Here is a 20805-nt window from a genome sequence, read left to right on the forward strand (position 1 = left end):
GGCCCGATAAGCGTAGCGCCATCGGGCATATATAGCAGATTAGTTCAAACGAACCGGCATACCTGAACGGTTCTGTACCGCCTGCTCAACGACGGCCTGATCGACGTCAGACTGACCGGTGATGCTGGTAATGCTCTTGGTCAGGGTAATCGGTACGATTTCTCCGCCTTCGAACTGTGCTTCAGTCGTAGACAGTGGGTTATGTACTTCGATGTAACGGCTGCCGTCTGGTTCGGTAGTGGCTTTTACCGGCTCATCAATAAACTGTACGCGGGTGCCGACTGGCACATTTTCAAACAGGAATTTGATGTCGTCGTTACGCAGACGCACGCAACCGTGGCTGACGCGTAAGCCTACGCCGAAGTTAGCATTGGTGCCGTGGATGGCATACAGGCGACCGATATACAGCGCGTACAGCCCCATCGGGTTATCCGGACCTGCCGGAACAACGGCTGGCAGCGGCTCGCCCGCAGCGCGGTATTCCGCATGCATTTTCGCCGTTGGCGTCCAGGTTGGGCCTGCTTTTTTACGTTCTACTTTGGTTGTCCAGTTGATTGGCGTGTCTTTGCCCAGCTGGCCGATACCGATCGGCAGAACAATTACGGTGTTGGTGCCTTTCGGGTAGTAGTACAGACGCATTTCAGCGCTGTTGATAACAATACCTTCATGCACGGTATCCGGCAGGATCAACTGCTGAGGAATGTTCAGCACGGTGCCGCCTTTCGGCAGGAAGGTATCCACGCCCGGGTTGGCTTCCAGCATGTTAGACAGACCCATCTGATACTCTGCCGCAAAATACTCCAGCGGTTGGGTGTTGCCTTCAGGAATAGTAATGACCTGGTTTTGGCCAATCAAACGGCTACCATCAGTCGGCAGCGGGTACGTGACGGCTGAAGCGGTATTACAAAAACCAACTATTGCGAGTGCCGCCGCGAAAAGCGTTGTTAATTTCATATTCATATTCATGTATGCGAGATTCAGTGCCAGGCAGGCTAGTGGGTTGAGATTTATGTAGTGTTGGGCACGCATTATATGTGCAATCTGAGCAACAAGGAATTCGGATGTGTACTAAATCACATTTTTTTCCTTTTGGTTTCACTTTTCCCCTTCCGCATGAAGACGCGATCTTCTTGTAGACTTATGGCATAATAAGCGGTTTGTCACATATTTCTTTCTCTTTCAGGATACGCCAGTGTTAGTTTCCAGCAACGTCACCATGCAGTTCGGCAGTAAGCCGCTGTTTGAAAATATTTCCGTCAAATTTGGCGGCGGCAACCGTTACGGCCTGATTGGCGCGAACGGTAGCGGTAAATCCACTTTTATGAAAATTCTCGGCGGCGATCTCGAACCGACGCTGGGTAACGTTTCCCTCGATCCTAACGAGCGCATTGGTAAGCTGCGCCAGGATCAGTTCGCCTTTGAAGAGTTCACCGTGCTCGACACCGTGATCATGGGTCACGCTGAACTGTGGGAAGTGAAGCAGGAGCGCGATCGCATTTACGCTCTGGCCGAGATGAGCGAAGAAGACGGCTATAAAGTTGCTGACCTCGAAGTTCAGTATGGCGAAATGGACGGCTACTCTGCGGAAGCGCGTGCGGGTGAACTGCTGCTGGGCGTAGGTATTCCGGTAGAACAGCATTACGGCCCGATGAGCGAAGTCGCGCCCGGCTGGAAGCTGCGTGTGCTTCTGGCGCAGGCGCTGTTCTCTAACCCGGACATTCTCCTGCTCGACGAACCAACGAACAACCTGGATATCGACACCATCCGCTGGCTGGAGCAGACGCTGAACGAGCGTGACAGCACCATGATCATCATTTCGCACGACCGTCACTTCCTGAACATGGTCTGTACGCACATGGCGGATCTGGACTACGGCGAACTGCGTGTTTATCCGGGTAACTACGACGAATACATGACGGCGGCAACCCAGGCGCGTGAACGTCTGCTGGCCGATAACGCCAAGAAGAAAGCACAGATTGCCGATCTGCAATCCTTCGTCAGCCGCTTTAGCGCCAACGCGTCTAAATCTCGACAGGCGACTTCTCGTGCGCGTCAGATTGATAAGATTAAGCTCGACGAAGTGAAAGCGTCCAGCCGTCAGAACCCGTTCATCCGCTTCGAACAGGATAAGAAACTGTTCCGTAACGCGCTGGAAGTGGAAGCGCTGGCGAAAGGTTTTGATGAAGGCCCGCTGTTTAAAAACTTCAACCTGCTGCTGGAAGTAGGGGAGAAGGTTGCCATCATTGGTGCCAACGGCGTGGGTAAATCCACTATGCTGAAAACGTTGGTTGGCGACTTGCAGCCGGACAACGGTACCGTTAAGTGGTCTGAAAACGCCCAGGTCGGTTACTACGCGCAGGATCATGAATACGAGTTCGAAAACGATCTGACTGTTTTCGAATGGATGAGTCAGTGGAAGCAGGAAGGCGATGATGAGCAGGTAGTACGTAGCTTCCTTGGTCGTCTGCTGTTCAGCCAGGACGATATCAAGAAACCTGCGAAAGTGCTCTCCGGTGGTGAAAAAGGACGCATGCTGTTCGGTAAGCTGATGATGCAGAAACCGAATATTCTGGTTATGGATGAACCGACCAACCACCTGGATATGGAATCTATCGAGTCGCTGAACATGGCGCTGGAAATGTACCAGGGCACGCTGATCTTCGTTTCTCACGACCGTGAGTTCGTCAGCTCGCTGGCAACCCGCGTGATTGAAATTACGCCGGAACGCGTAATCGACTTCACCGGTAACTACGAAGATTACCTGCGTAGTAAAGGCGTCGAATAAGTCTCCCGTCGTTCTCGTGTTACAGGTGTGATGGTTGCACCTGTAACACGAGATACTTAGGGATAAGGGGATATAAAATTAAACAATCCCCAGCGCGCGTTTACCGTGGATATTCAAATCCTCCAGCGTGAAGCGTCCTTCCCAGTTAGTTTCATAATCCTCCCGTGGAAAATCACCCGGCGACGCACCTTTTTCCAGCGCGGCCTTCACTTTGTGGGCGTAGGCCAGATTCTTTTCGCACATCGGTGCGGCAGGAATGTACATCACGTTACCCCAACCCTGCTGATTTTCCACCGGTGCGACGGAGTGAATCACATCACAATGCCACCAGACGGAGTCTCCGGCGTCCAGTTGTGGAATGCTGGTTAACGCTTCAATCAGCAGAGGATGCCATTGCGTGGAAATCGGCAGCACCCGGCCGGGCGCAACGCCGCAAAGTTCATCTTCTGGCACATCGTCAAGCAATGGGCGTAACAGCACATACGCCATCGCTTCAGGGATCGGGACCACATGCAACAATCCCTGACCTGGCAGCATATCGGACAATGCAGTCCAGCCCTGGAAGGTACGGAATACCGAACATTTGGTGGTGTTATCCACCGTGTACTCTTCTACCTCGGTGCGATGCGCCGCCTGCCACGGATCGTAATCTTCCAGCTTGCCATTGAAAACATGAGCAAAGACCTGCTGATATGCCGGAAGAAGCCAGCGTTCCAGCGCGCCGGAATCCGTATGCGCGCCCAGCCCTTTGGACGTGGTTCCCGGCGGTCGACGGCGAATGCGGTCAGGGTAAATAACGCTGATATCCGGGTTAAACCATTGTTTACCTTCGCTTGTAAAGGTCCACAAACGATTGAGGAACGACTGTGCATTGGCCATTTCTTCACTCTGGCGGGCCTGCATCTGCGCCTGGGACCAGTAGATGGGGTAGATTTCAGGCCGTGATGCGCTCAGAGTACCGAAGAAATTATCGCCGGGTCCTTTATAGACGTCGTCAAAGTGGTTGCGGTCCAGATAGTCCAGCATTGAGCTGTCCCATCCGAGAGCCTGTTCGCGAGGGAAATGACCTTTAATGACTGCGCATCCGCGACGCTTAATTTCTTCACGCTGCTCTGCACTTACGTGGCCCGCTTTGATATCTGCATAAGATATCACCGGCCACACCGGGGCACCTTGCGCTTTGAGGGCGTTGATTTCCGCCACGCGGGTGGCGATAGCATCGCTCAACTGATTGAAGATTAACTGAACATCCCCAAGCTGTGCCTGCAGTTGGTGTTTCATCTGCCGGATTGCCGCTTTGTGATCGGCGGGCAGCGTGTCGCTGGTAAAAGTAAAAGCCATATCCACCTCGCATTAACTTTCATTCGAAACTTAAATAACTTACAGATGATAATATAAGTTAAAATTTAGTTAACGCAAGTTTAAAACTTGATGGAGTGAGCAAAATAGAAAAAGTATGAAAACCGGGATGAGGGATACCCCGGTTGGCAGGATTAGACGTTAAAAGGGGAGGTGTTATCCAGCACAGCCTGAATTACGTTCAGCGCGCCCTGATGGTTGTTGTCGTCGGTCTGATAGCGAGCAATCGCTTTGATATTCTCTGCCGCGTTGGCCATGGCGAAAGAGTAGTGCGCCATTTTCAGCATTTCCGCGTCGTTTCCGCTATCGCCAATGGCGACTACGTTTTGCGGTGACAGGTTCCAGCGTTTAAGCAGGCGGCTGATCCCGTTGGCTTTATGTAGGCCCGGAATGATCAGATCGATAAACCCGAAGCCGCTGGTGACGGGCTTCATAATGCCGTCCAGCGCAGCATGCAGGTGATCGATAACCAATGGGATTTGTTGGTCCGGTAAATTTAGCGAGAACTTGAACAGCACATCATCGATATCCTGATAATCCTTTACGGGTTTCAGGCGATGGTAGTGTTTTGACATCAATGCGACAAAGGACTCCGGCGCATTTTCGCTAACGTAAGCGCTTTGCAGCCCACAAGCCACAAAGTTGAGCTGCTTATCTTTTAGTAGTTCACCAATGACAATACGGGATTCGTGGCGGGTAAGCTCGCCGTGAAACAGCTGTTTGCCATGTTCAAAGACCAAAGCCCCGTTCTCAGCGACAAAAGAAATTTCCTCTTTGAGCTCCGGGAAAAAGGAGATCAGCTGGTAATACTGGTTACCGCTGGCCACGACAAATTCGATATTTCGTTTTTTCAGTTCCAGATACTGCGCCATAAAACGTGCACGATCGTATTTCTTGGCGTCGTCGAGAAAAGTTCCGTCCATATCGGTGACGATAACTTTGATGGTCATAAAGATAGGCTCCTGGCGATTACTGCAACCAGAAACATTCTAATAACAATGTGACCTGTAGCACAAATTTAATTTCGAATGAAAGTAAAAAGCCGGATGGTAGCTTTGCCTTACCCGGCTACGGGAAGAATCGTTGTAGGCCGGATAAGCATCAGCACATCCGGCAATGGGGAGGGTAGCGTGCCGGATGGCGGTGTGGAATCTCATCCGGCCGACAATATTGTTTACAGCATATGTTCAGTACGCGCGATGATGTCGTCTTGCGCATCCGGAGAAAGCGCAGTGAAAAAGGCGGAATAACCTGCTACACGGACCACCAGGTCACGATATTGATCCGGGTGTTTTTTGGCTTCCAGCAGCGTTTCACGGGAGACAATGTTGTACTGAATATGCCAGCCTTTGTGCTCTTCGAAGAAGGTACGCAGCAGGATCATCAGCTTTTGCTTATCGGATTCATTTTCCAGCGTGGCCGGGTTGAGCTTCTGATTTAACAGCACGCCGCCGAGAATCGAACCGGTCGGCAGTTTACCCACCGAGCCAATTACCGCCGTTGGGCCGAGATGGTCCGTCCCGGAAGCCGGGCTTGCGCCTTCTGCCAGAGGCGTGTGTGCTTTACGGCCATCCGGCGTTGCCATCGTTGCTGCGCCGAACGGCACGTTTGCCGAAATAGACGAGGTCCCGGCGTAGTAATTGCCGCCAACCGGGCCACGTCCGTAACGCGGATTATGATATTGTTTCAGTTCATTGATATAGGTCTGATAAGCGCGGGCCAGTAGCGTATCCACGCTATCGTCATCGTTGCCGTATTTCGGCGCGCCGTTGATCAGTCGTTGGCGTAACTGCTCATGGGTCAGACCGTCAAAATCATCGGCCAGCGCGGCGGCCAGCTGTTGTTGACCAATAGCGCCCTGTTCAAAGACCAGTTTCTTCACTGCTGCCAGGCTGTTACCGAGGTTGGCAATACCCACCTGCAAACCCGATACCCAGTCATACTTCGCGCCGCCTTGCTTAATGCTTTTCGCCCGTTCAATGCAGTCGTCTACCAGCGCGGAACACAGAATATCGTGCACGTTCTCTTCCAGCATGGTGTCGACGACATACTCAATTTCTATGGATTTACGCGTGTAGTAGCGGATTTGCGTATCCCAGGCATCCATCACTTCGTCGAAATTGTTGAAGTTACCAGCCGAGAGCGCTTTTTCCTGTGGCAGAAAGACTTTGCCACTGGTGGCATCACGCCCACCTTCCAGTGCCGCCAGCATCACGCGGGCAAAGTTAATAAAGCTCATGCCGGTGCAACGGTAGCCCCATTTCCCGCCGACTGCGGTTTCGATACACCCAATGGCCGCATAGTCATAGGCATCCTGCGGTTCAATGCCCAACTTAATGAATTCCGGTATGACGATTTCATCGTTGTTAAAGGCTGGCATCCCGAAACCGCAGCGGATCACCTGCACGCAGGCATCAAGGAAGTCATTACTCATCCCCGCGTGATAACGCACGCTCAGGTTTGGCTGCGTAGAACGCAGACGGCCGCAGGACTCCAGAATCGCGTAGGAGAGCGGGTTGACGGCATCCATCGGCTGGCCGTTGACCAGGTTTTGACCACCAATGGTCACGTTCTGATACAGCGGGCTACCCGCTGAGGCTTTCGAATGGGAGCCGGAACGGATTTTGTTCACTTCCAGCAGTTTCAACCAGCAGCTGTGCAACAGTTCAATAGCGTGCTCACGATCAAGACTCTGGTTCAGTTCAACGTCGCGACGATAGAACGGGTAGAGGTATTGATCCATACGACCAAACGACACCGAGTGACCGTTTGATTCAATTTGCAGGATCAGCTGGATGAAATAGCATAACTGCAATGCCTGCCAGAACGTTTTTGGCGGTTCATGGGCGATCACATCGCAGTTTTCCGCCATGGTCAGCAGTTCATCTCGACGGCTGGTGCGGGTTTCCGTGGACGCCATTTTACGCGCCAGCGCGGCAAAGCGCTCAATGTGAAGACTGACGGCTTCCAGCACGATATCAATCGCTTTCAGGAACTGATCGCCATGGAGGTCTTCCAGACATGTCAGATTGATGCGGGAGCGACGTTCATCGACTTTGTGACGCAGGCCGTCGAGACCTTTTTCCAGCAGCAGCGGGAAGTTTACCGCCAGGTGTGCGTCGCCGGAGGTCATGTTACCTTCGGCTTTGATAATGCCGGTTTCCAGCAGCCCTTTCTGCTCATCAGTGAACATCCCGTAGCAGCGATCCTGCACGGTTTGACCACGCCACCATGGGCACACCTCATGCAATACACGTTTGTTCTCTTCGCTTACCGCAAAGCCTGCGCCCGGTCTGTCGGCGAGGTCGTCGATCTCTTTTTCAATCCAGGAGACGGTGTATTCCGGGAAAATAGGCGCGGCACGCACTTCGCTCGCCTGGTTACCAATGATCAGTTCGTCATGCTTGATCCAGATGGTGCGTTCCGCCAGATGATGAGCTAGTGCCAGTGCACGACGTACCGGGATAGGCTTATCCAGGTGTTGCTGATACATCTCGGTATAGTGCTGGGCGCGCTCGGTACAAACCGGTGGTTTCACGATGTGGATCAGGGCCGTTTTATGCGCTTTGATACGGTCGCTGAGTGTGTCCAGTTTCAGAGTGGTCATGGTGATTATCCTCCTAGGGTCGCGGTTAAACCTTTAAGGCTGGCGTACTGCTGGGCAAATTCGAGCAGTGCTGGCGCATCAAGCGGTTTATCCGGTGCGTTGTAGGGTTGACTGAGTAAGTGGTATTTGTTGATGCCCAGGGTGTGGTAGGGCAAGAAATGGATCTCACCGACGTGAAGCTCATCGGCGGCAAAATCGGTAATGGCCTGAATAGCGGCTTCGTCTGCGTTGAATCCCTGAATCAGCGGTACGCGGATAATCATTTTTTTACCGGCGGCAGCCAGTTTTTTTAGATTTTCCAGTACGCGAGAGGCACGCCCATCGGTCCATTGTTTAAACGGCGCATCTGCAACGTGTTTTAGATCGGCGAGAAACAAATCGACGTCAGGTAATGATGGTTCAATATACTTCCACGGGACATGCAGACAGGTTTCCACCGCGGTATGAATGCCTGCGCCGTGGCTGGCTTTGAGCAAAGCAGCTGCCAGCTCTGGCTGCATAAACGGTTCACCGCCGGACAGGGTGAGGCCTCCGCCACTGCGGTCGTAAAACGGTTTATCACGCAATACGGTCGCCATGATATCGTCCACGCTTTTTACCTCTCCGCAGACGGTTAACGCCTGAGTCGGACAGCAGTCGGTCAGTACGGTGAGAGCGTCATCGGTCAGTTTTTCGCGATGAATAAGTAATCCGCCCAGCGCCCGTTCAATCACCGCGGGTGCAGCCTGAGCACAGAGATCGCAACCGTCGAGGCACAAACGCGCGTCATAAAGCAGGTCCTGCGTGCGGGCGCGGCTTTCCGGATTCTGGCACCACCGACAGCCCAGGGAGCATCCCTTAAGAAACACCACCGTACGGATCCCGGGGCCATCATGCGTGGAGTAGCGCTGGATATTGAAAATCATAAGCGACCTCTTTTCTTTCGTATAAAGATTAAATTACTTTCGAATGAAAGTTATATTGACATGCGTCAACTAACCGTGAGGTTTCGCCGTGCTACCTTTTATTCATGCTAATTATTCGTTTGAGGAAAGGTTATGGAACTCTATTTAGATACGTCTGATGTTGATGCGGTAAAAGCTCTGGCGCGCATTTTCCCGCTGGCAGGGGTGACCACTAACCCGAGCATTGTGGCGGCAGGGAACCAGACGCTGGAAGTACTACTGCCGCAACTGCAGGAAGCGATGGGAGGGCAAGGGCGTCTGTTTGCTCAGGTAATGGCGACCACCGCCGAAGGTATGGTCAGCGATGCGCGTAAGCTACGGGCAATCATTGCTGATATCGTGGTCAAAGTGCCGGTGACAGCAGAAGGTCTGGCGGCTATAAAATTGCTAAAAGAAGAAGGGATCCCGACGTTGGGTACTGCGGTATACGGTGCAGCTCAAGGGTTATTGGCTGCTCTGGCGGGTGCGGAATACGTTGCGCCATACGTTAACCGCGTGGATGCGCAAGGAGGGGATGGCATTCAGACGGTGGCCGACCTGCAGACGTTACTGAAAATGCATGCCCCGCACGCCAAAGTACTGGCAGCCAGTTTTAAAACACCGCGTCAGGCACTGGATTGTCTGCTGGCGGGCTGCGAGTCCATCACGCTACCGCTGGACGTTGCTCAGCAGATGATTAGCTCTCCGGCGGTTGATGCTGCCGTCGCGAAGTTTGAGCACGACTGGCAGAGCGCATTCGGTCGCACGTCGATCTGATGCTGTTGCCGGGTGGTGCTAACGCTTACCCGGCCTACGTTCGAGCCGTTGTAGATCGGGTAAGGCGAAGCCGCCACCCGACTTTTTTACTGCCCGCAAACCTCACACCCCGGGTTGCGCATCAGCTTCATTTCGCGAAACTGGCAGGTCATGGCATCGTACATGACGATTTTCCCGGATGCCGGTTTACCGTAGTTTGCCAGTAGCTTAGTGGCTTCCATCGCCTGTAACGATCCGATCACGCCGATCAGCGGGGCCATCACTCCGGCTTCTACGCAGGTTAGGGCATTTTCACCGAACAGACGACTCAGGCAACGGTAGCAGGGCTCACCGTCCTGGTATGTAAATACGGTAATTTGTCCTTCCATGCGAATAGCTGCACCGGAAACCAGCGGGACTCTGGCGGCAAAACATCCGGCATTCAGCTGATTGCGGATGCTGACGTTATCCGTACAGTCCAGCACCAAATCGTGTTCGGCAATAAGCGCGTGAATCTCGCTATCGTCAAGCAGCGCATTCACCGGCGTAATGGCGATATAAGGGTTAATCCGCGCTAGCGCGTCACGGGCGGATAGCACTTTGGGTTGCCCGACGGTTGCATCGCTGTGCAGCGTCTGGCGTTGGAGGTTCGACACGGAGACCGTGTCAAAGTCGAGCAGGGTTAAATGCCCGACGCCAGCGCCCGCAAGGTACTGAGTTGCTGCGCATCCCAGTCCCCCCAGACCAACGACCAGTACCCGCGCATCTTTGAGCGCTTCCTGACCTTCGAAATCGAAGCCGCGCAGAATGATTTGCCGGTTATAGCGCATCATCTCCTGGTCGCTGAGTTCCGCCATTACAGGCCTCCAAACAGTGCGTTAAACGGCTCGACCTCAACCCATTCTCCGGCCTCAACGTTACCGCGATCGCGCTCCAGCACGATAAAGCAGTTGCCCTGGCTAAAGGAGCTAAAAATATGCGAGCCCTGGTGTCCGGTGGTGGTGACTTCCAGTTCGCCTTCCGCGGTACGCTGCAATACACCGCGCTGAAAATCCAGACGCCCTGGCGTTTTCTTCAGGCGTGAGGCTGTGCGCACGCGCTGGCGCGGAGGTAACCCACAGGCGGTGTTTCCGCTGAGTTTCGCCAGCAGCGGTTGCACCAGCTGATAAAAGGTGAGGGCCGCAGAAACCGGATTACCCGGCAGGCCGCAAAACCAGCTGTTGCTCAGTTTACCAAACGCGAACGGTTTACCGGGTTTGATGGCCAGCTTCCAGAAGGCAATTTCTCCCAGCTCTTCCAGAATGGTTTTGGTGTAATCCGCTTCGCCTACCGAAACGCCGCCAGAGCTGATGACGACGTCGGCCTGGCTGTCGGCTTCGATAAATGCGGCTCGCAGCGCGTTGGGATCGTCGCGAATAATTCCTAAGTTGATCACTTCGCAGCCCAGCTGCTGCAGCATCAGGTGAACGGTCAGACGGTTTGTATCATAAATCTGCCCGTCGCCCAGCGGTTGACCCGGCAGTTGCAGCTCATCACCGGTGGAAAACAACGCCACGCGAACTTTGCGAACGACCGGTACTTCGGCAATGCCGAGCGAGGCCAGAACCGGAAGCTCGGCGGTTGTCAGACGAGTTCCGGTGGGGAATACCACCGCGCCGTTTGCGATATCTTCACCGCGCAGACGAATATTTTGTCCGCTGCGGACGTCGGCGGTAAAACGCACACCGTCGTCAGTTTGTTCCGTTTGCTCCTGCATCACCACCGCTTCACAACCGGCAGGCACCGGGGCACCGGTCATAATGCGGATGCAGGTTCCCGCAGGCCACTCGCCGTGGAATGGTTGACCAGCAAAGGCTTTGCCAGCCACCGCAAGAGGCTGGTCTGATTGTAAATCGGCTAATCGCACCGCATAGCCATCCATTGCCGAGTTATCGAATCCCGGCACATCAATCGGGGAGATGACGTCGGTGGCCAGAATGCGGCCAAAGCATTGAACCAACGGCAGCGTTTCGACGGCGGTGAGTGGGGTAATACGCGAAAGCATCTGAGAGAGAGCCGTTTCAAGCGGCATCAGTCCGGCGGTAAATTCCATGAGAAGACTCCTGCGGGGCAAAATCGAATCTGCTCATTATGTCAGAAAATGGACGCGGACAGTATGCTACCTCAGGCTTAGGATCCGATCTGAGACAGGTTTTCTGCCAGAGAATAGCGCTACACGAAAAATGCAGTATAGACTCATTATTTCTGCTTTTTTCCAGGAGGCTAAATGGCTGCGACTATCCCGAATTCAATTCGACAACAGGTGAATGCCGCCAGTGCACTGATTGCGCGGATTATAGAGGGCGACCTGGTTGCTGTTCATTTATATGGCTCTGCTGTTGAAGGTGGCTTAAAGCCCCAAAGCGATATCGATTTACTGGTTACCATTAGGCAGCCACTGAATACTCGTCAAAGAAAAGATCTGATGCAGGGTTTTCTGGAAATATCAGCACCGCCTGGCAGCGTTGATAGTTATCGGGCGCTGGAAGTGACCATCGTGGTCTATTCACAACTTGTGCCGTGGCGATTCCCACCGTCAAGAGAAATGCAATTTGGCGAATGGTTGCGTGACGATATTCGCGCGGGAATTGTTGAACCGAGACAGGTGGATCCTGATCTTTCGATCCTGCTGACCCAGGCCCGGCGCGCCAGCGTAGCGTTGTTCGGTGAACCCGCTGAGACGTTATTCAACGTCATCCCTTTTAGCGATGTCGTGCAAACGTTTCGGCATATCCTTGATATGTGGCAGAAACCGGGCGATTTAGAGGGTGACGAGCGAAATATCATCCTTACTCTGGCGCGTATTTGGTACAGCGTAGTTACGGGCAATATTGTCGCTAAAGATGAAGCTGCCTCCTGGCTTATACCGCAATTACCCGATGAGTATGCTGATACGCTGCAAGCCGCACGTGCAGAATACCTGGGGTTAACCAAAAAGAACTGGGCTGCGTCTATGCCATCTGTTGAACGCTTTGTGTTTTATGCAAAAAAACAGATTGCCGATCGGCTTGAATAATATATTCAACGATGTTGGAAGAAACTCTTTCTGTTTAACTCATCTAAATAACCTGATGGGATGGGGCGTGAGGTACGGGCCTTAACCTTTACATGACGTCTGCATCTTTCTATATTCAAAAATCGAATCAATAAGTCACAGAAATTCTGATATTTATAACCCCGGTACCTGCCACCTGATGGACGAAAAAAATGGGTAAAGCAGTCATTGCAATTCACGGCGGCGCAGGGGCTATCACCCGTTCGCAGCTGAGCCAGGAGCAAGAGTTGCGTTATATACAGGCGCTGTCGGATATCGTTGAAACCGGCCAGCGGATGCTTGAGGACGGTCGTAACGCACTGGATGTCGTTACCGAAGCCGTGCGCTTACTGGAAGAGTGTCCGTTGTTTAATGCCGGAATTGGCGCGGTGTATACCCGTGATGAAACCCATGAACTGGATGCCTGCGTGATGGACGGTAACACGCTTAATGCGGGAGCCGTCGCCGGAGTCAGCCATTTACGCAATCCGATTCTCGCGGCGCGCCTGGTAATGGAACACAGCCCACACGTCATGATGATCGGTGAAGGGGCTGAAAACTTTGCCATTGCGCAGGGTATGGAGCGCGTATCAGCGGATATTTTCTCGACGCCAGAACGCTACGCTCAACTACTGGCGGCGCGAACAGCGGGTGAAACGGTGCTGGACCATAGCGCGAGCCCGCTGGATGAAAACAACAAAATGGGTACCGTGGGGGCGGTCGCGTTAGATATGTTTGGCAATCTGGCGGCCGCAACATCGACCGGGGGGATGACCAACAAATTACCAGGTCGGGTGGGGGACAGTCCACTGGTCGGCGCAGGCTGTTATGCCAATAATGCAAGTGTGGCAGTCTCCTGCACCGGAACCGGAGAAGTCTTTATTCGTGCGCTGGCGGCCTATGACATTGCGGCGTTGATGGACTATGGCGGCCTGAGTTTATCCGAAGCGTGTGAACGCGTAGTGATGGAAAAATTACCGGCGCTTGGCGGCAGTGGCGGTTTAATTGCTATCGATCATGAGGGCAATGTCGCCTTGCCGTTTAATAGCGAAGGCATGTACCGCGCCTGGGGATATGCAGGCGATACGCCAACCACCGGTATTTATCGGGAAAAAGGAGATAGCGTTGCCACACAGTGATGAGCTTGATGCCAGCGACGTGCTGGCAGTCAGCAATCTGAATATTGCCTTTGAACAGGAACAGCAACGTGTCAGCGCAGTGCGTAATCTGTCATTTCGCCTGAAGCGTGGCGAAACGCTGGCGATTGTTGGTGAGTCCGGTTCAGGAAAGTCGGTAACGGCCTTGTCGCTGATGCATCTGATTGAACAAGCAGGCGGCGAGGTAAGCTGCGATGAAATGCTGCTGCGACGCCGCAACCGGCAGGTTATTGAGCTGGGTGAACAGAGCGCATCACAAATGCGTCACGTGCGCGGTGCGGATATCGCGATGATCTTCCAGGAGCCTATGACATCGCTCAATCCGGTGTTTACCGTGGGCGAGCAAATTGCTGAGTCTATACGCTTGCACCAGGGCGCCAGCCATGAAGAGGCGATGGTAGAAGCGAAGCGGATGCTCGATCAGGTGCGTATCCCCGAGGCGAAGGCGATTTTATCGCGGTATCCACACCAGCTTTCCGGCGGTATGCGCCAGCGGGTGATGATTGCCATGGCACTGTCGTGTCGCCCTGCGGTTTTAATTGCCGATGAGCCGACGACCGCGCTGGATGTCACCATTCAGGCGCAGATCCTGCAACTGATAAAAGTGTTGCAGCAGGATATGTCGATGGGAGTGATCTTCATTACCCACGATATGGGCGTTGTGGCGGATATTGCTGACCGCGTGCTGGTGATGTATCAGGGCGAGGCGGTAGAAACCGGCAGCGTTGAACAAATTTTTCACGCTCCCCAGCATCCCTATACCAAAGCGCTGTTGGCAGCCGTGCCGCAGCTTGGGGCGATGAACGGGCATGAGCTTCCGCGCCGTTTCCCGCTCATTTCATTGCACGATCCCAGTCATGTCGAACCGCAAACCGAGCAGGACACAGTGGTTGAAGGCGAGCCTATCCTACGGGTACGCAATCTGGTGACGCGTTTTCCTCTGCGCAGCGGTATTCTAAATCGCGTGACTCGCGAGGTGCATGCAGTGGAAAACGTCAGCTTTGACCTGTGGCCGGGAGAAACGCTCTCACTGGTGGGGGAGTCGGGCTGCGGGAAATCCACCACCGGGCGGGCGCTGCTGCGCCTGGTTGAGTCTCAGCGTGGGGAAATCATTTTCAACGGACAGCGTATTGATACCCTTGCTGCCAGCAAGTTGCAGCCGCTGCGTCGGGATATTCAGTTTATCTTCCAGGATCCGTATGCTTCGCTCGATCCGCGCCAGACCGTGGGATATTCCATTCTGGAGCCGCTACGGGTACATGGGTTATTGCAGGGCGATGCGGGGTCAAAACGGGTTGCATGGTTGTTGGAACGTGTAGGCTTGCTACCTGAGCATGCCTGGCGCTATCCGCACGAGTTTTCCGGCGGTCAGCGTCAGCGGATCTGTATTGCACGGGCATTGGCGCTCAATCCCAAAGTGATTATTGCCGATGAATCTGTCTCGGCGCTGGATGTTTCAATTCGTGGGCATATCATCAACCTGATGCTCGACCTGCAGCGAGAATTGGGGATCGCATATCTGTTTATTTCCCACGATATGGCGGTAGTGGAACGGATCAGTCACCGTGTGGCGGTAATGTATCTGGGGCAGATCGTTGAGATAGGCACTCGTCGGGCGGTGTTTGAAAATCCGCAACATCCGTACACTCGCAAGCTGATGGCGGCGGTTCCGGTCGCCGATCCATCCCATCACCGTCCCCAGCGCGTGCTGTTGTCGGACGATATCCCCAGCAATATTCGTAAACGTGGCGAAGAGATTTCCCCCGTATCACTCCAGTTAGTTGGTCCGGGGCATTATGTTGCGCGTCCGCTACCAGAAAATGCGCTTTCGCGTTTATAACAGGCAGGCAGGGTTTAAGGAGAATAACATGACAAAAATTGTTGCTCGAAAATGGCTGGTTGCTGTGGGAGTGGTCTCTGCACTGGCCGCATCGCCTGGCTGGGCCGCCAAAGATGTAGTGGTAGCCGTGGGGTCCAATTTCACGACGCTCGACCCCTATGACGCGAATGACACGTTGTCGCAGGCGGTAGCGAAGTCGTTTTATCAGGGGTTGTTTGGCCTTGATAAAGAGATGAAACTGAAAAATGTGCTCGCGGAGAGTTATACGGTTTCTGATGATGGGCTGACCTATACCCTTAAGCTGCGCCAGGGCGTGAAGTTTCAGGATGGAACCGACTTCAATGCCGATGCGGTAAAAGCTAACCTAGATCGGGCCAGTAACCCGGAAAACCATCTGAAACGTTACAACCTGTATAAGAATATCGATAAAACCGAAGTCGTCGATCCGTCGACGGTGAAGATTACGCTGAAACAGCCGTTCTCTGCCTTTATCAATATTCTGGCGCACCCGGCAACGGCGATGATTTCTCCCGCCGCGCTGGAGAAATACGGTAAGGAGATCGGTTTCCATCCTGTGGGGACCGGGCCGTACCAGCTTGATACCTGGAATCAGACGGATTTTGTGAAGGTTAAGAAGTTCGCGGGCTACTGGCAGCAAGGGCTGCCAAAGCTGGATACGATTACCTGGCGTCCGGTGACCGACAACAACACGCGTGCGGCCATGCTGCAAACTGGGGAAGCGCAGTTTGCCTTCCCGATCCCATACGAGCAGGCGTCGCTGTTGGCGAAGAACAAAAACCTGGAACTGGTGGCCAGTCCGTCTATTATGCAGCGTTACATCAGCATGAACGTCACGCAAAAACCGTTCGACAACCCGAAGGTGCGTGAAGCGCTGAATTATGCCATCAACCGCCAGGCGCTGGTGAAAGTGGCTTTTGCTGGTTACGCGACGCCGGCAACCGGCGTTATCCCCCCGTCGATAGCCTATGCGCAAAGCTATACGCCGTGGCCCTACGACCCGGCGAAAGCGCGCGAACTGCTGAAAGAAGCAGGTTATCCGAACGGTTTTACCACTACGCTATGGTCTTCGCATAACCACAGTACCGCGCAGAAAGTGCTGCAATTTACCCAGCAGCAGCTGGCGCAGGTGGGCATTAAGGCTCAGGTAACAGCGATGGATGCCGGTCAGCGCGCCGCGGAAGTTGAAGGCAAAGCGCAGAAAGAGAGTGGGGTACGGATGTTCTACACCGGCTGGTCGGCGTCTACGGGGGAAGCTGACTGGGCGCTGTCACCGCTGTTTGCATCACAAAACTGGCCGCCAACTTTGTTTAATACGGCGTTCTACAGCAATAAACAGGTGGACAGTGATTTAGCTGCAGCGTTGCAAACCAACGATCCGACGCAGAAAGCGAAGCTGTACAAGGATGCGCAGGATATTATCTGGAAAGAGTCGCCGTGGATCCCGCTGGTGGTGGAAAAACTGATTTCGGCGCACAGTACCCGGTTGACCGGGTTCTGGATTATGCCGGATACCGGATTTAGTTTTGATGATGCGGATTTAAAATAAGCTATGCATTCGGCCCCTTAGCACAGGGGCCGACGAAGGGAGCCTGATGCTTAACTATGTTTTCAAGCGCCTGCTGGGGTTGATTCCAACTCTGTTGATTGTTGCGGTGCTGGTATTTTTATTTGTTCACCTGCTACCCGGCGATCCGGCCCGGCTGATTGCCGGACCGGAAGCTGACGCCGAGGTTATTGAACTGGTGCGCAAGCAACTGGGTCTGGACCAGCCGCTGCATGTTCAGTTCTGGCATTACATGACCAATGTGTTGCAAGGCGATTTTGGCACCTCGATGGTTTCTCGTCGCCCGGTTTCTGAAGAGATAGCCAGTCGTTTTATGCCATCACTATGGCTGACTATTGCCAGTATGGCGTGGGCGGTATTGTTTGGTATGACGGCGGGGATCATTGCTGCCGTATGGCGAAATCGCTGGCCGGACAGATTAAGCATGACGCTGGCGGTCACCGGGATCTCGTTCCCGGCGTTTGCGCTTGGCATGCTGCTGATGCAGATATTCTCCGTTGAACTCGGTTGGTTGCCTACCGTGGGCGCAGACACCTGGCTGCACTACATCCTCCCGTCTATTACGCTGGGCGCGGCGGTGGCTGCGGTGTTAGCCCGATTTACTCGCGCCTCGTTTGTTGATGTGCTCAGCGAAGATTATATGCGCACCGCGCGGGCTAAAGGGGTGAGTGAAACCTGGGTGGTGTTAAAACATGGTCTGCGTAATGCGATGATCCCGGTGGTCACCATGATGGGACTACAGTTTGGCTTTTTGCTTGGTGGATCAATCGTGGTTGAGAAGGTGTTCAACTGGCCCGGGCTTGGGCGACTGTTGGTGGACTCCGTCGAAATGCGCGACTACCCGGTGATTCAGGCTGAGGTGCTGTTGTTTTCTCTGGAATTTATTCTTATTAACTTAGTGGTGGATGTGCTCTACGCTGCCATTAATCCGGCTATCAGGTACAAGTAAGGATGCGATTTTTTAACTGGCGCCGACAGGCGATTTTAAATGCGATGCCCCTTGTTAAGCCAGAGCAGATACGCACACCGTGGCATGAGTTCTGGCGTCGGTTCCGTCGACAGCACATGGCGATGGTCGCTGGGCTGTTTGTATTGCTCCTGATCGTGGTAGCGATTTTTGCCCGCTGGCTGACGCCATTTGATGCCGAGAATTACTTCGATTATGACCGTCTGAATGACGGACCGTCGATGCTGCACTGGTTTGGCGTTGACTCACTGGGACGGGATATCTTTAGCCGCGTGCTGGTTGGGGCGCAAATCTCGCTGGCGGCAGGGGTCTTTGCCGTATTTATTGGCGCGGCGATTGGTACGGTACTGGGTCTGCTGGCGGGGTACTACGAAGGCTGGTGGGATCGACTGATCATGCGAATCTGCGATGTGCTGTTCGCCTTTCCGGGGATATTGCTGGCGATAGCCGTGGTCGCCGTGCTGGGCAGCGGAATTGCTAACGTGATCATTGCCGTGGCCATTTTCTCCATTCCAGCCTTCGCGCGCCTGGTGCGTGGGAATACGCTGGTGCTGAAGCAACAGACGTTTATTGAGTCTGCGCGCAGTATTGGTGCCAGCGATGCGACCATCATCTTCAACCATATTCTGCCTGGAACGGTCTCATCGATCGTGGTCTTTTTTACCATGCGAATTGGCACGTCGATCATCTCTGCCGCGAGCCTGTCATTTCTGGGATTAGGCGCACAGCCGCCGACGCCGGAGTGGGGGGCAATGCTTAATGAAGCGCGCGCTGATATGGTGATCGCGCCGCACGTGGCGATTTTCCCGGCGGTAGCGATATTCCTGACGGTGCTGGCGTTTAACTTACTGGGAGATGGTCTGCGCGACGCGCTGGACCCGAAGATAAAAGGATAAACCGTAGGCCTGATAAGACGCTTCAGCGTCGCCATCAGGCATTGCCGGATGCGGCATAAATGCCTTATCCGGCCTACGTTGGGTTACGCTAATTAAACGCGGGTGCCCCACAGATCGTATTCATCTGCGTTTTCGACCTTCACGCGGATGATATCGCCAGGTTTCACCTTGGTTTCACCATTCAGGTATACCGCGCCGTCGATTTCTGGAGCATCAGCCATGCTACGACCAATTGCGCCTTCTTCGTCAACTTCATCAACGATAACCAGAATCTCGCGGCCCACTTTCTCTTGCAAACGTTCAGCAGAGATCTGCTGCTGCAATTGCATAAAGCGGTTCCAGCGTTCTTCTTTCACCTCTTCCGGGATTTGATCCGGCAGGTCATTAGCGCCAGCGCCTTCTACCGGGCTGTATTTAAAGCAGCCCACGCGATCCAGACGCGCTTCCTTCAGGAAGTCGAGCAACATCTGGAAGTCTTCTTCCGTTTCACCCGGGAAACCAACAATGAAAGTGGATCGCAACGTCAGTTCAGGGCAGATTTCACGCCACTGCTTGATGCGCGCCAGCTGTCTGTCCACGGAGCCCGGGCGTTTCATCAGTTTAAGAATACGCGGGCTGGCATGCTGTAACGGGATGTCCAGATACGGCAGGATTTTCCCTTCCGCCATCAGCGGGATCACATCATCAACGTGCGGGTAGGGGTAGACGTAATGCAGACGCGTCCAGATCCCCAGTTTTGATAACTGTTCGCACAGATCAACCATGCTGGTTTTGACCGGCTCGCCGTTATGGAAACCGGTACGATGCTTCACATCTACACCGTACGCTGAGGTATCCTGAGAGATTACCAGAATCTCTTTCACGCCCGCATCGACCAGACGCTTGGCTTCGCTAAGGACGTCGCCAATCGGACGGCTCACCAGATCGCCGCGCATGGATGGAATAATGCAGAACGTGCAGCGGTGGTTACAGCCCTCGGAAATCTTCAGATAGGCGTAATGGCGAGGAGTCAGCTTAACGCCCTGCTCAGGAACCAGACTCTGGAACGGGTTGTGTTTTGGTTTTGGCACATAGTGGTGAACGTGCTCCAGAACCTGTTCATAGCTATGCGGCCCGGTGATTTCCAGTACCTTCGGGTGGACTTCACGGATCTGATCGACTTTCGCGCCCAGACAGCCGGTGACGATCACCTTACCGTTCTCGTTCAGCGCTTCGCCAATTGCTTCCAGGGACTCCTGAACCGCACTGTCGATAAAGCCGCAGGTATTAACGATAACCATATCCGCGTCGTCGTAGCTTGGCACAACATCATAGCCTTCGGTACGAAGTTCGGTCAGGATGCGCTCAGAATCGACGAGGTTTTTCGGACAACCTAGTGATATAAAACCAATTTTTGCCATTTTCTTATACTGTACATTGCTCGTAATCGGGGGATTATACAGATGCCTTCACGGTACATCTATATCTGATCAGCATAAGACGGAGAGAATAAAGAGCGATACCTATAAAGAGTAGATCGGTCAGTGAAAGGTGTTTAGTGAGTCTAATTCCGGCTTTAAGTGCCGCTTCTTGGCTATAGGCACTCATTATCGTAAATTTTATCTCGTCGAGCGTTACTAATGAGGTTAAATTTGAAAGATATTGTTTTGAAGTCGAAACTTGAAATGGCTAAAACTCTTTATGCTAATGGTGTGAGTTTATATTATATCTCGCTTGCCACAGGCTTAAGTTGGCGTGTATTAATGACAGAATTAACGTTTATCGCCAGTCATGAAAATATTCGACAAAAAGCTAACGCTCACGTACCCAAACTTTAAATAATTCACCTGTCTATTACCATCCTACAAAATTTGAAAG

At 53.4% G+C, this 20805-nt stretch carries 17 protein-coding genes; 9 read left to right on the forward strand and 8 right to left on the reverse strand.

Going from position 1 to position 20805, the window contains the following annotated elements; genetic code table 11:
* Positions 1–39 precede the first annotated feature (39 nt).
* Complete coding sequence (ldtB, locus tag OGY09_RS14875; protein WP_008784213.1) at positions 40–960, reverse strand: L,D-transpeptidase; 921 nt, start codon at positions 958–960, stop codon at positions 40–42.
* A gap of 232 nt (positions 961–1192) precedes the next feature.
* Between ldtB and OGY09_RS14880 the strand changes: the two genes are divergently transcribed.
* Positions 1193–2785, forward strand: coding sequence for an ABC-F family ATPase (locus OGY09_RS14880; protein ID WP_008784214.1), 1593 nt, complete (start codon positions 1193–1195; stop codon positions 2783–2785).
* A gap of 78 nt (positions 2786–2863) precedes the next feature.
* Here the strand turns inward: OGY09_RS14880 and OGY09_RS14885 are convergent, their stop codons facing one another.
* From OGY09_RS14885 to OGY09_RS14900, 4 genes are all read right to left on the reverse strand, one after another.
* Positions 2864–4126: a DUF1479 domain-containing protein gene (locus tag OGY09_RS14885; RefSeq protein ID WP_032942781.1), complete on the reverse strand. Its 1263-nt coding sequence runs from the start codon at positions 4124–4126 to the stop codon at positions 2864–2866.
* Positions 4127–4278: 152 nt separating this feature from the next.
* Positions 4279–5094, reverse strand: coding sequence for a Cof-type HAD-IIB family hydrolase (locus OGY09_RS14890; protein WP_032942782.1), 816 nt, complete (start codon positions 5092–5094; stop codon positions 4279–4281).
* Positions 5095–5318: 224 nt separating this feature from the next.
* Positions 5319–7751 carry a glycyl radical protein gene (locus tag OGY09_RS14895; RefSeq protein WP_032942784.1) on the reverse strand — a complete coding sequence of 811 codons (2433 nt, stop codon included), beginning with the start codon at positions 7749–7751 and terminating at the stop codon, positions 5319–5321.
* A 5-nt stretch (positions 7752–7756) separates the two neighbouring features.
* Positions 7757–8656 carry a glycyl-radical enzyme activating protein gene (locus tag OGY09_RS14900; RefSeq protein ID WP_275399148.1) on the reverse strand — a complete coding sequence of 300 codons (900 nt, stop codon included), beginning with the start codon at positions 8654–8656 and terminating at the stop codon, positions 7757–7759.
* Between the two features lie 132 nt (positions 8657–8788).
* On the opposite strand from OGY09_RS14900, the gene fsa reads away from it, so the two are divergent.
* Positions 8789–9451, forward strand: a complete 663-nt coding sequence (gene fsa / locus OGY09_RS14905; RefSeq protein WP_032942786.1) for a fructose-6-phosphate aldolase — start codon at positions 8789–8791, stop codon at positions 9449–9451.
* Between the two features lie 86 nt (positions 9452–9537).
* On the opposite strand, the gene moeB is transcribed toward fsa, so the two are convergent.
* Entirely contained in the window at positions 9538–10287 is a 750-nt protein-coding gene (gene moeB, locus OGY09_RS14910; protein WP_032942788.1) for a molybdopterin-synthase adenylyltransferase MoeB, read from the reverse strand.
* Positions 10287–11522 (reverse strand): molybdopterin molybdotransferase MoeA, encoded by a 1236-nt coding sequence (gene moeA / locus OGY09_RS14915; protein WP_032942789.1) that lies wholly within the window; start codon positions 11520–11522, stop codon positions 10287–10289. The genes moeB and moeA overlap by 1 nt, the downstream gene beginning before the upstream one ends.
* A 174-nt stretch (positions 11523–11696) precedes the next feature.
* On the opposite strand from moeA, the gene OGY09_RS14920 reads away from it, so the two are divergent.
* From OGY09_RS14920 to gsiD, 6 genes are all read left to right on the forward strand, one after another.
* Positions 11697–12485, forward strand: coding sequence for an aminoglycoside nucleotidyltransferase ANT9 (locus OGY09_RS14920; RefSeq protein WP_032942791.1), 789 nt, complete (start codon positions 11697–11699; stop codon positions 12483–12485).
* Positions 12486–12676: 191 nt separating this feature from the next.
* A complete protein-coding gene (gene iaaA, locus OGY09_RS14925; protein ID WP_032942792.1) occupies positions 12677–13642 on the forward strand; it encodes a beta-aspartyl-peptidase in 966 nt (321 codons plus the stop codon).
* Complete coding sequence (gene gsiA, locus OGY09_RS14930; RefSeq protein ID WP_032942794.1) at positions 13629–15500, forward strand: glutathione ABC transporter ATP-binding protein GsiA; 1872 nt, start codon at positions 13629–13631, stop codon at positions 15498–15500. Before iaaA ends, gsiA begins: the two co-directional genes overlap by 14 nt.
* A 28-nt stretch (positions 15501–15528) precedes the next feature.
* On the forward strand, positions 15529–17067 hold the full coding sequence (gsiB, locus tag OGY09_RS14935; protein ID WP_032942795.1) for a glutathione ABC transporter substrate-binding protein GsiB: 1539 nt from the start codon (positions 15529–15531) through the stop codon (positions 17065–17067).
* 46 nt (positions 17068–17113) lie between these two features.
* Positions 17114–18034, forward strand: coding sequence for a glutathione ABC transporter permease GsiC (gene gsiC, locus OGY09_RS14940; RefSeq protein WP_032942797.1), 921 nt, complete (start codon positions 17114–17116; stop codon positions 18032–18034).
* 2 nt (positions 18035–18036) lie between these two features.
* Complete coding sequence (gene gsiD, locus OGY09_RS14945) at positions 18037–18948, forward strand: glutathione ABC transporter permease GsiD (RefSeq protein WP_032942798.1); 912 nt, start codon at positions 18037–18039, stop codon at positions 18946–18948.
* Between the two features lie 92 nt (positions 18949–19040).
* Here the strand turns inward: gsiD and rimO are convergent, their stop codons facing one another.
* Complete coding sequence (gene rimO / locus OGY09_RS14950; RefSeq protein ID WP_003831616.1) at positions 19041–20348, reverse strand: 30S ribosomal protein S12 methylthiotransferase RimO; 1308 nt, start codon at positions 20346–20348, stop codon at positions 19041–19043.
* A gap of 231 nt (positions 20349–20579) precedes the next feature.
* Between rimO and OGY09_RS14955 the strand changes: the two genes are divergently transcribed.
* Positions 20580–20765 (forward strand): glycine cleavage system protein T, encoded by a 186-nt coding sequence (locus tag OGY09_RS14955; RefSeq protein WP_223240755.1) that lies wholly within the window; start codon positions 20580–20582, stop codon positions 20763–20765.
* The last annotated feature ends 40 nt before the right edge of the window (positions 20766–20805 follow it).

This window comes from Citrobacter sp. Cpo071, assembly GCF_030332765.1.
GTDB lineage: Bacteria > Pseudomonadota > Gammaproteobacteria > Enterobacterales > Enterobacteriaceae > Citrobacter > Citrobacter portucalensis.

Excerpts from the sequence above, each read along its gene's own strand:
- fsa (WP_032942786.1), top strand. The coding sequence starts at position 8,789 with ATGGAACTCTATTTAGATACGTCTGATGTTGATGCGGTAAAAGCTCTG.
- OGY09_RS14920 (WP_032942791.1), top strand. The coding sequence starts at position 11,697 with ATGGCTGCGACTATCCCGAATTCAATTCGACAACAGGTGAATGCCGCC.
- moeA (WP_032942789.1), bottom strand. The coding sequence starts at position 11,522 with ATGGAATTTACCGCCGGACTGATGCCGCTTGAAACGGCTCTCTCTCAG.
- OGY09_RS14885 (WP_032942781.1), bottom strand. The coding sequence starts at position 4,126 with ATGGCTTTTACTTTTACCAGCGACACGCTGCCCGCCGATCACAAAGCG.
- OGY09_RS14895 (WP_032942784.1), bottom strand. The coding sequence starts at position 7,751 with ATGACCACTCTGAAACTGGACACACTCAGCGACCGTATCAAAGCGCAT.
- rimO (WP_003831616.1), bottom strand. The coding sequence starts at position 20,348 with ATGGCAAAAATTGGTTTTATATCACTAGGTTGTCCGAAAAACCTCGTC.
- ldtB (WP_008784213.1), bottom strand. The coding sequence starts at position 960 with ATGAATATGAAATTAACAACGCTTTTCGCGGCGGCACTCGCAATAGTT.
- OGY09_RS14890 (WP_032942782.1), bottom strand. The coding sequence starts at position 5,094 with ATGACCATCAAAGTTATCGTCACCGATATGGACGGAACTTTTCTCGAC.
- OGY09_RS14900 (WP_275399148.1), bottom strand. The coding sequence starts at position 8,656 with ATGATTTTCAATATCCAGCGCTACTCCACGCATGATGGCCCCGGGATC.
- gsiD (WP_032942798.1), top strand. The coding sequence starts at position 18,037 with ATGCGATTTTTTAACTGGCGCCGACAGGCGATTTTAAATGCGATGCCC.
- gsiB (WP_032942795.1), top strand. The coding sequence starts at position 15,529 with ATGACAAAAATTGTTGCTCGAAAATGGCTGGTTGCTGTGGGAGTGGTC.
- iaaA (WP_032942792.1), top strand. The coding sequence starts at position 12,677 with ATGGGTAAAGCAGTCATTGCAATTCACGGCGGCGCAGGGGCTATCACC.
- moeB (WP_032942788.1), bottom strand. The coding sequence starts at position 10,287 with ATGGCGGAACTCAGCGACCAGGAGATGATGCGCTATAACCGGCAAATC.
- gsiC (WP_032942797.1), top strand. The coding sequence starts at position 17,114 with ATGCTTAACTATGTTTTCAAGCGCCTGCTGGGGTTGATTCCAACTCTG.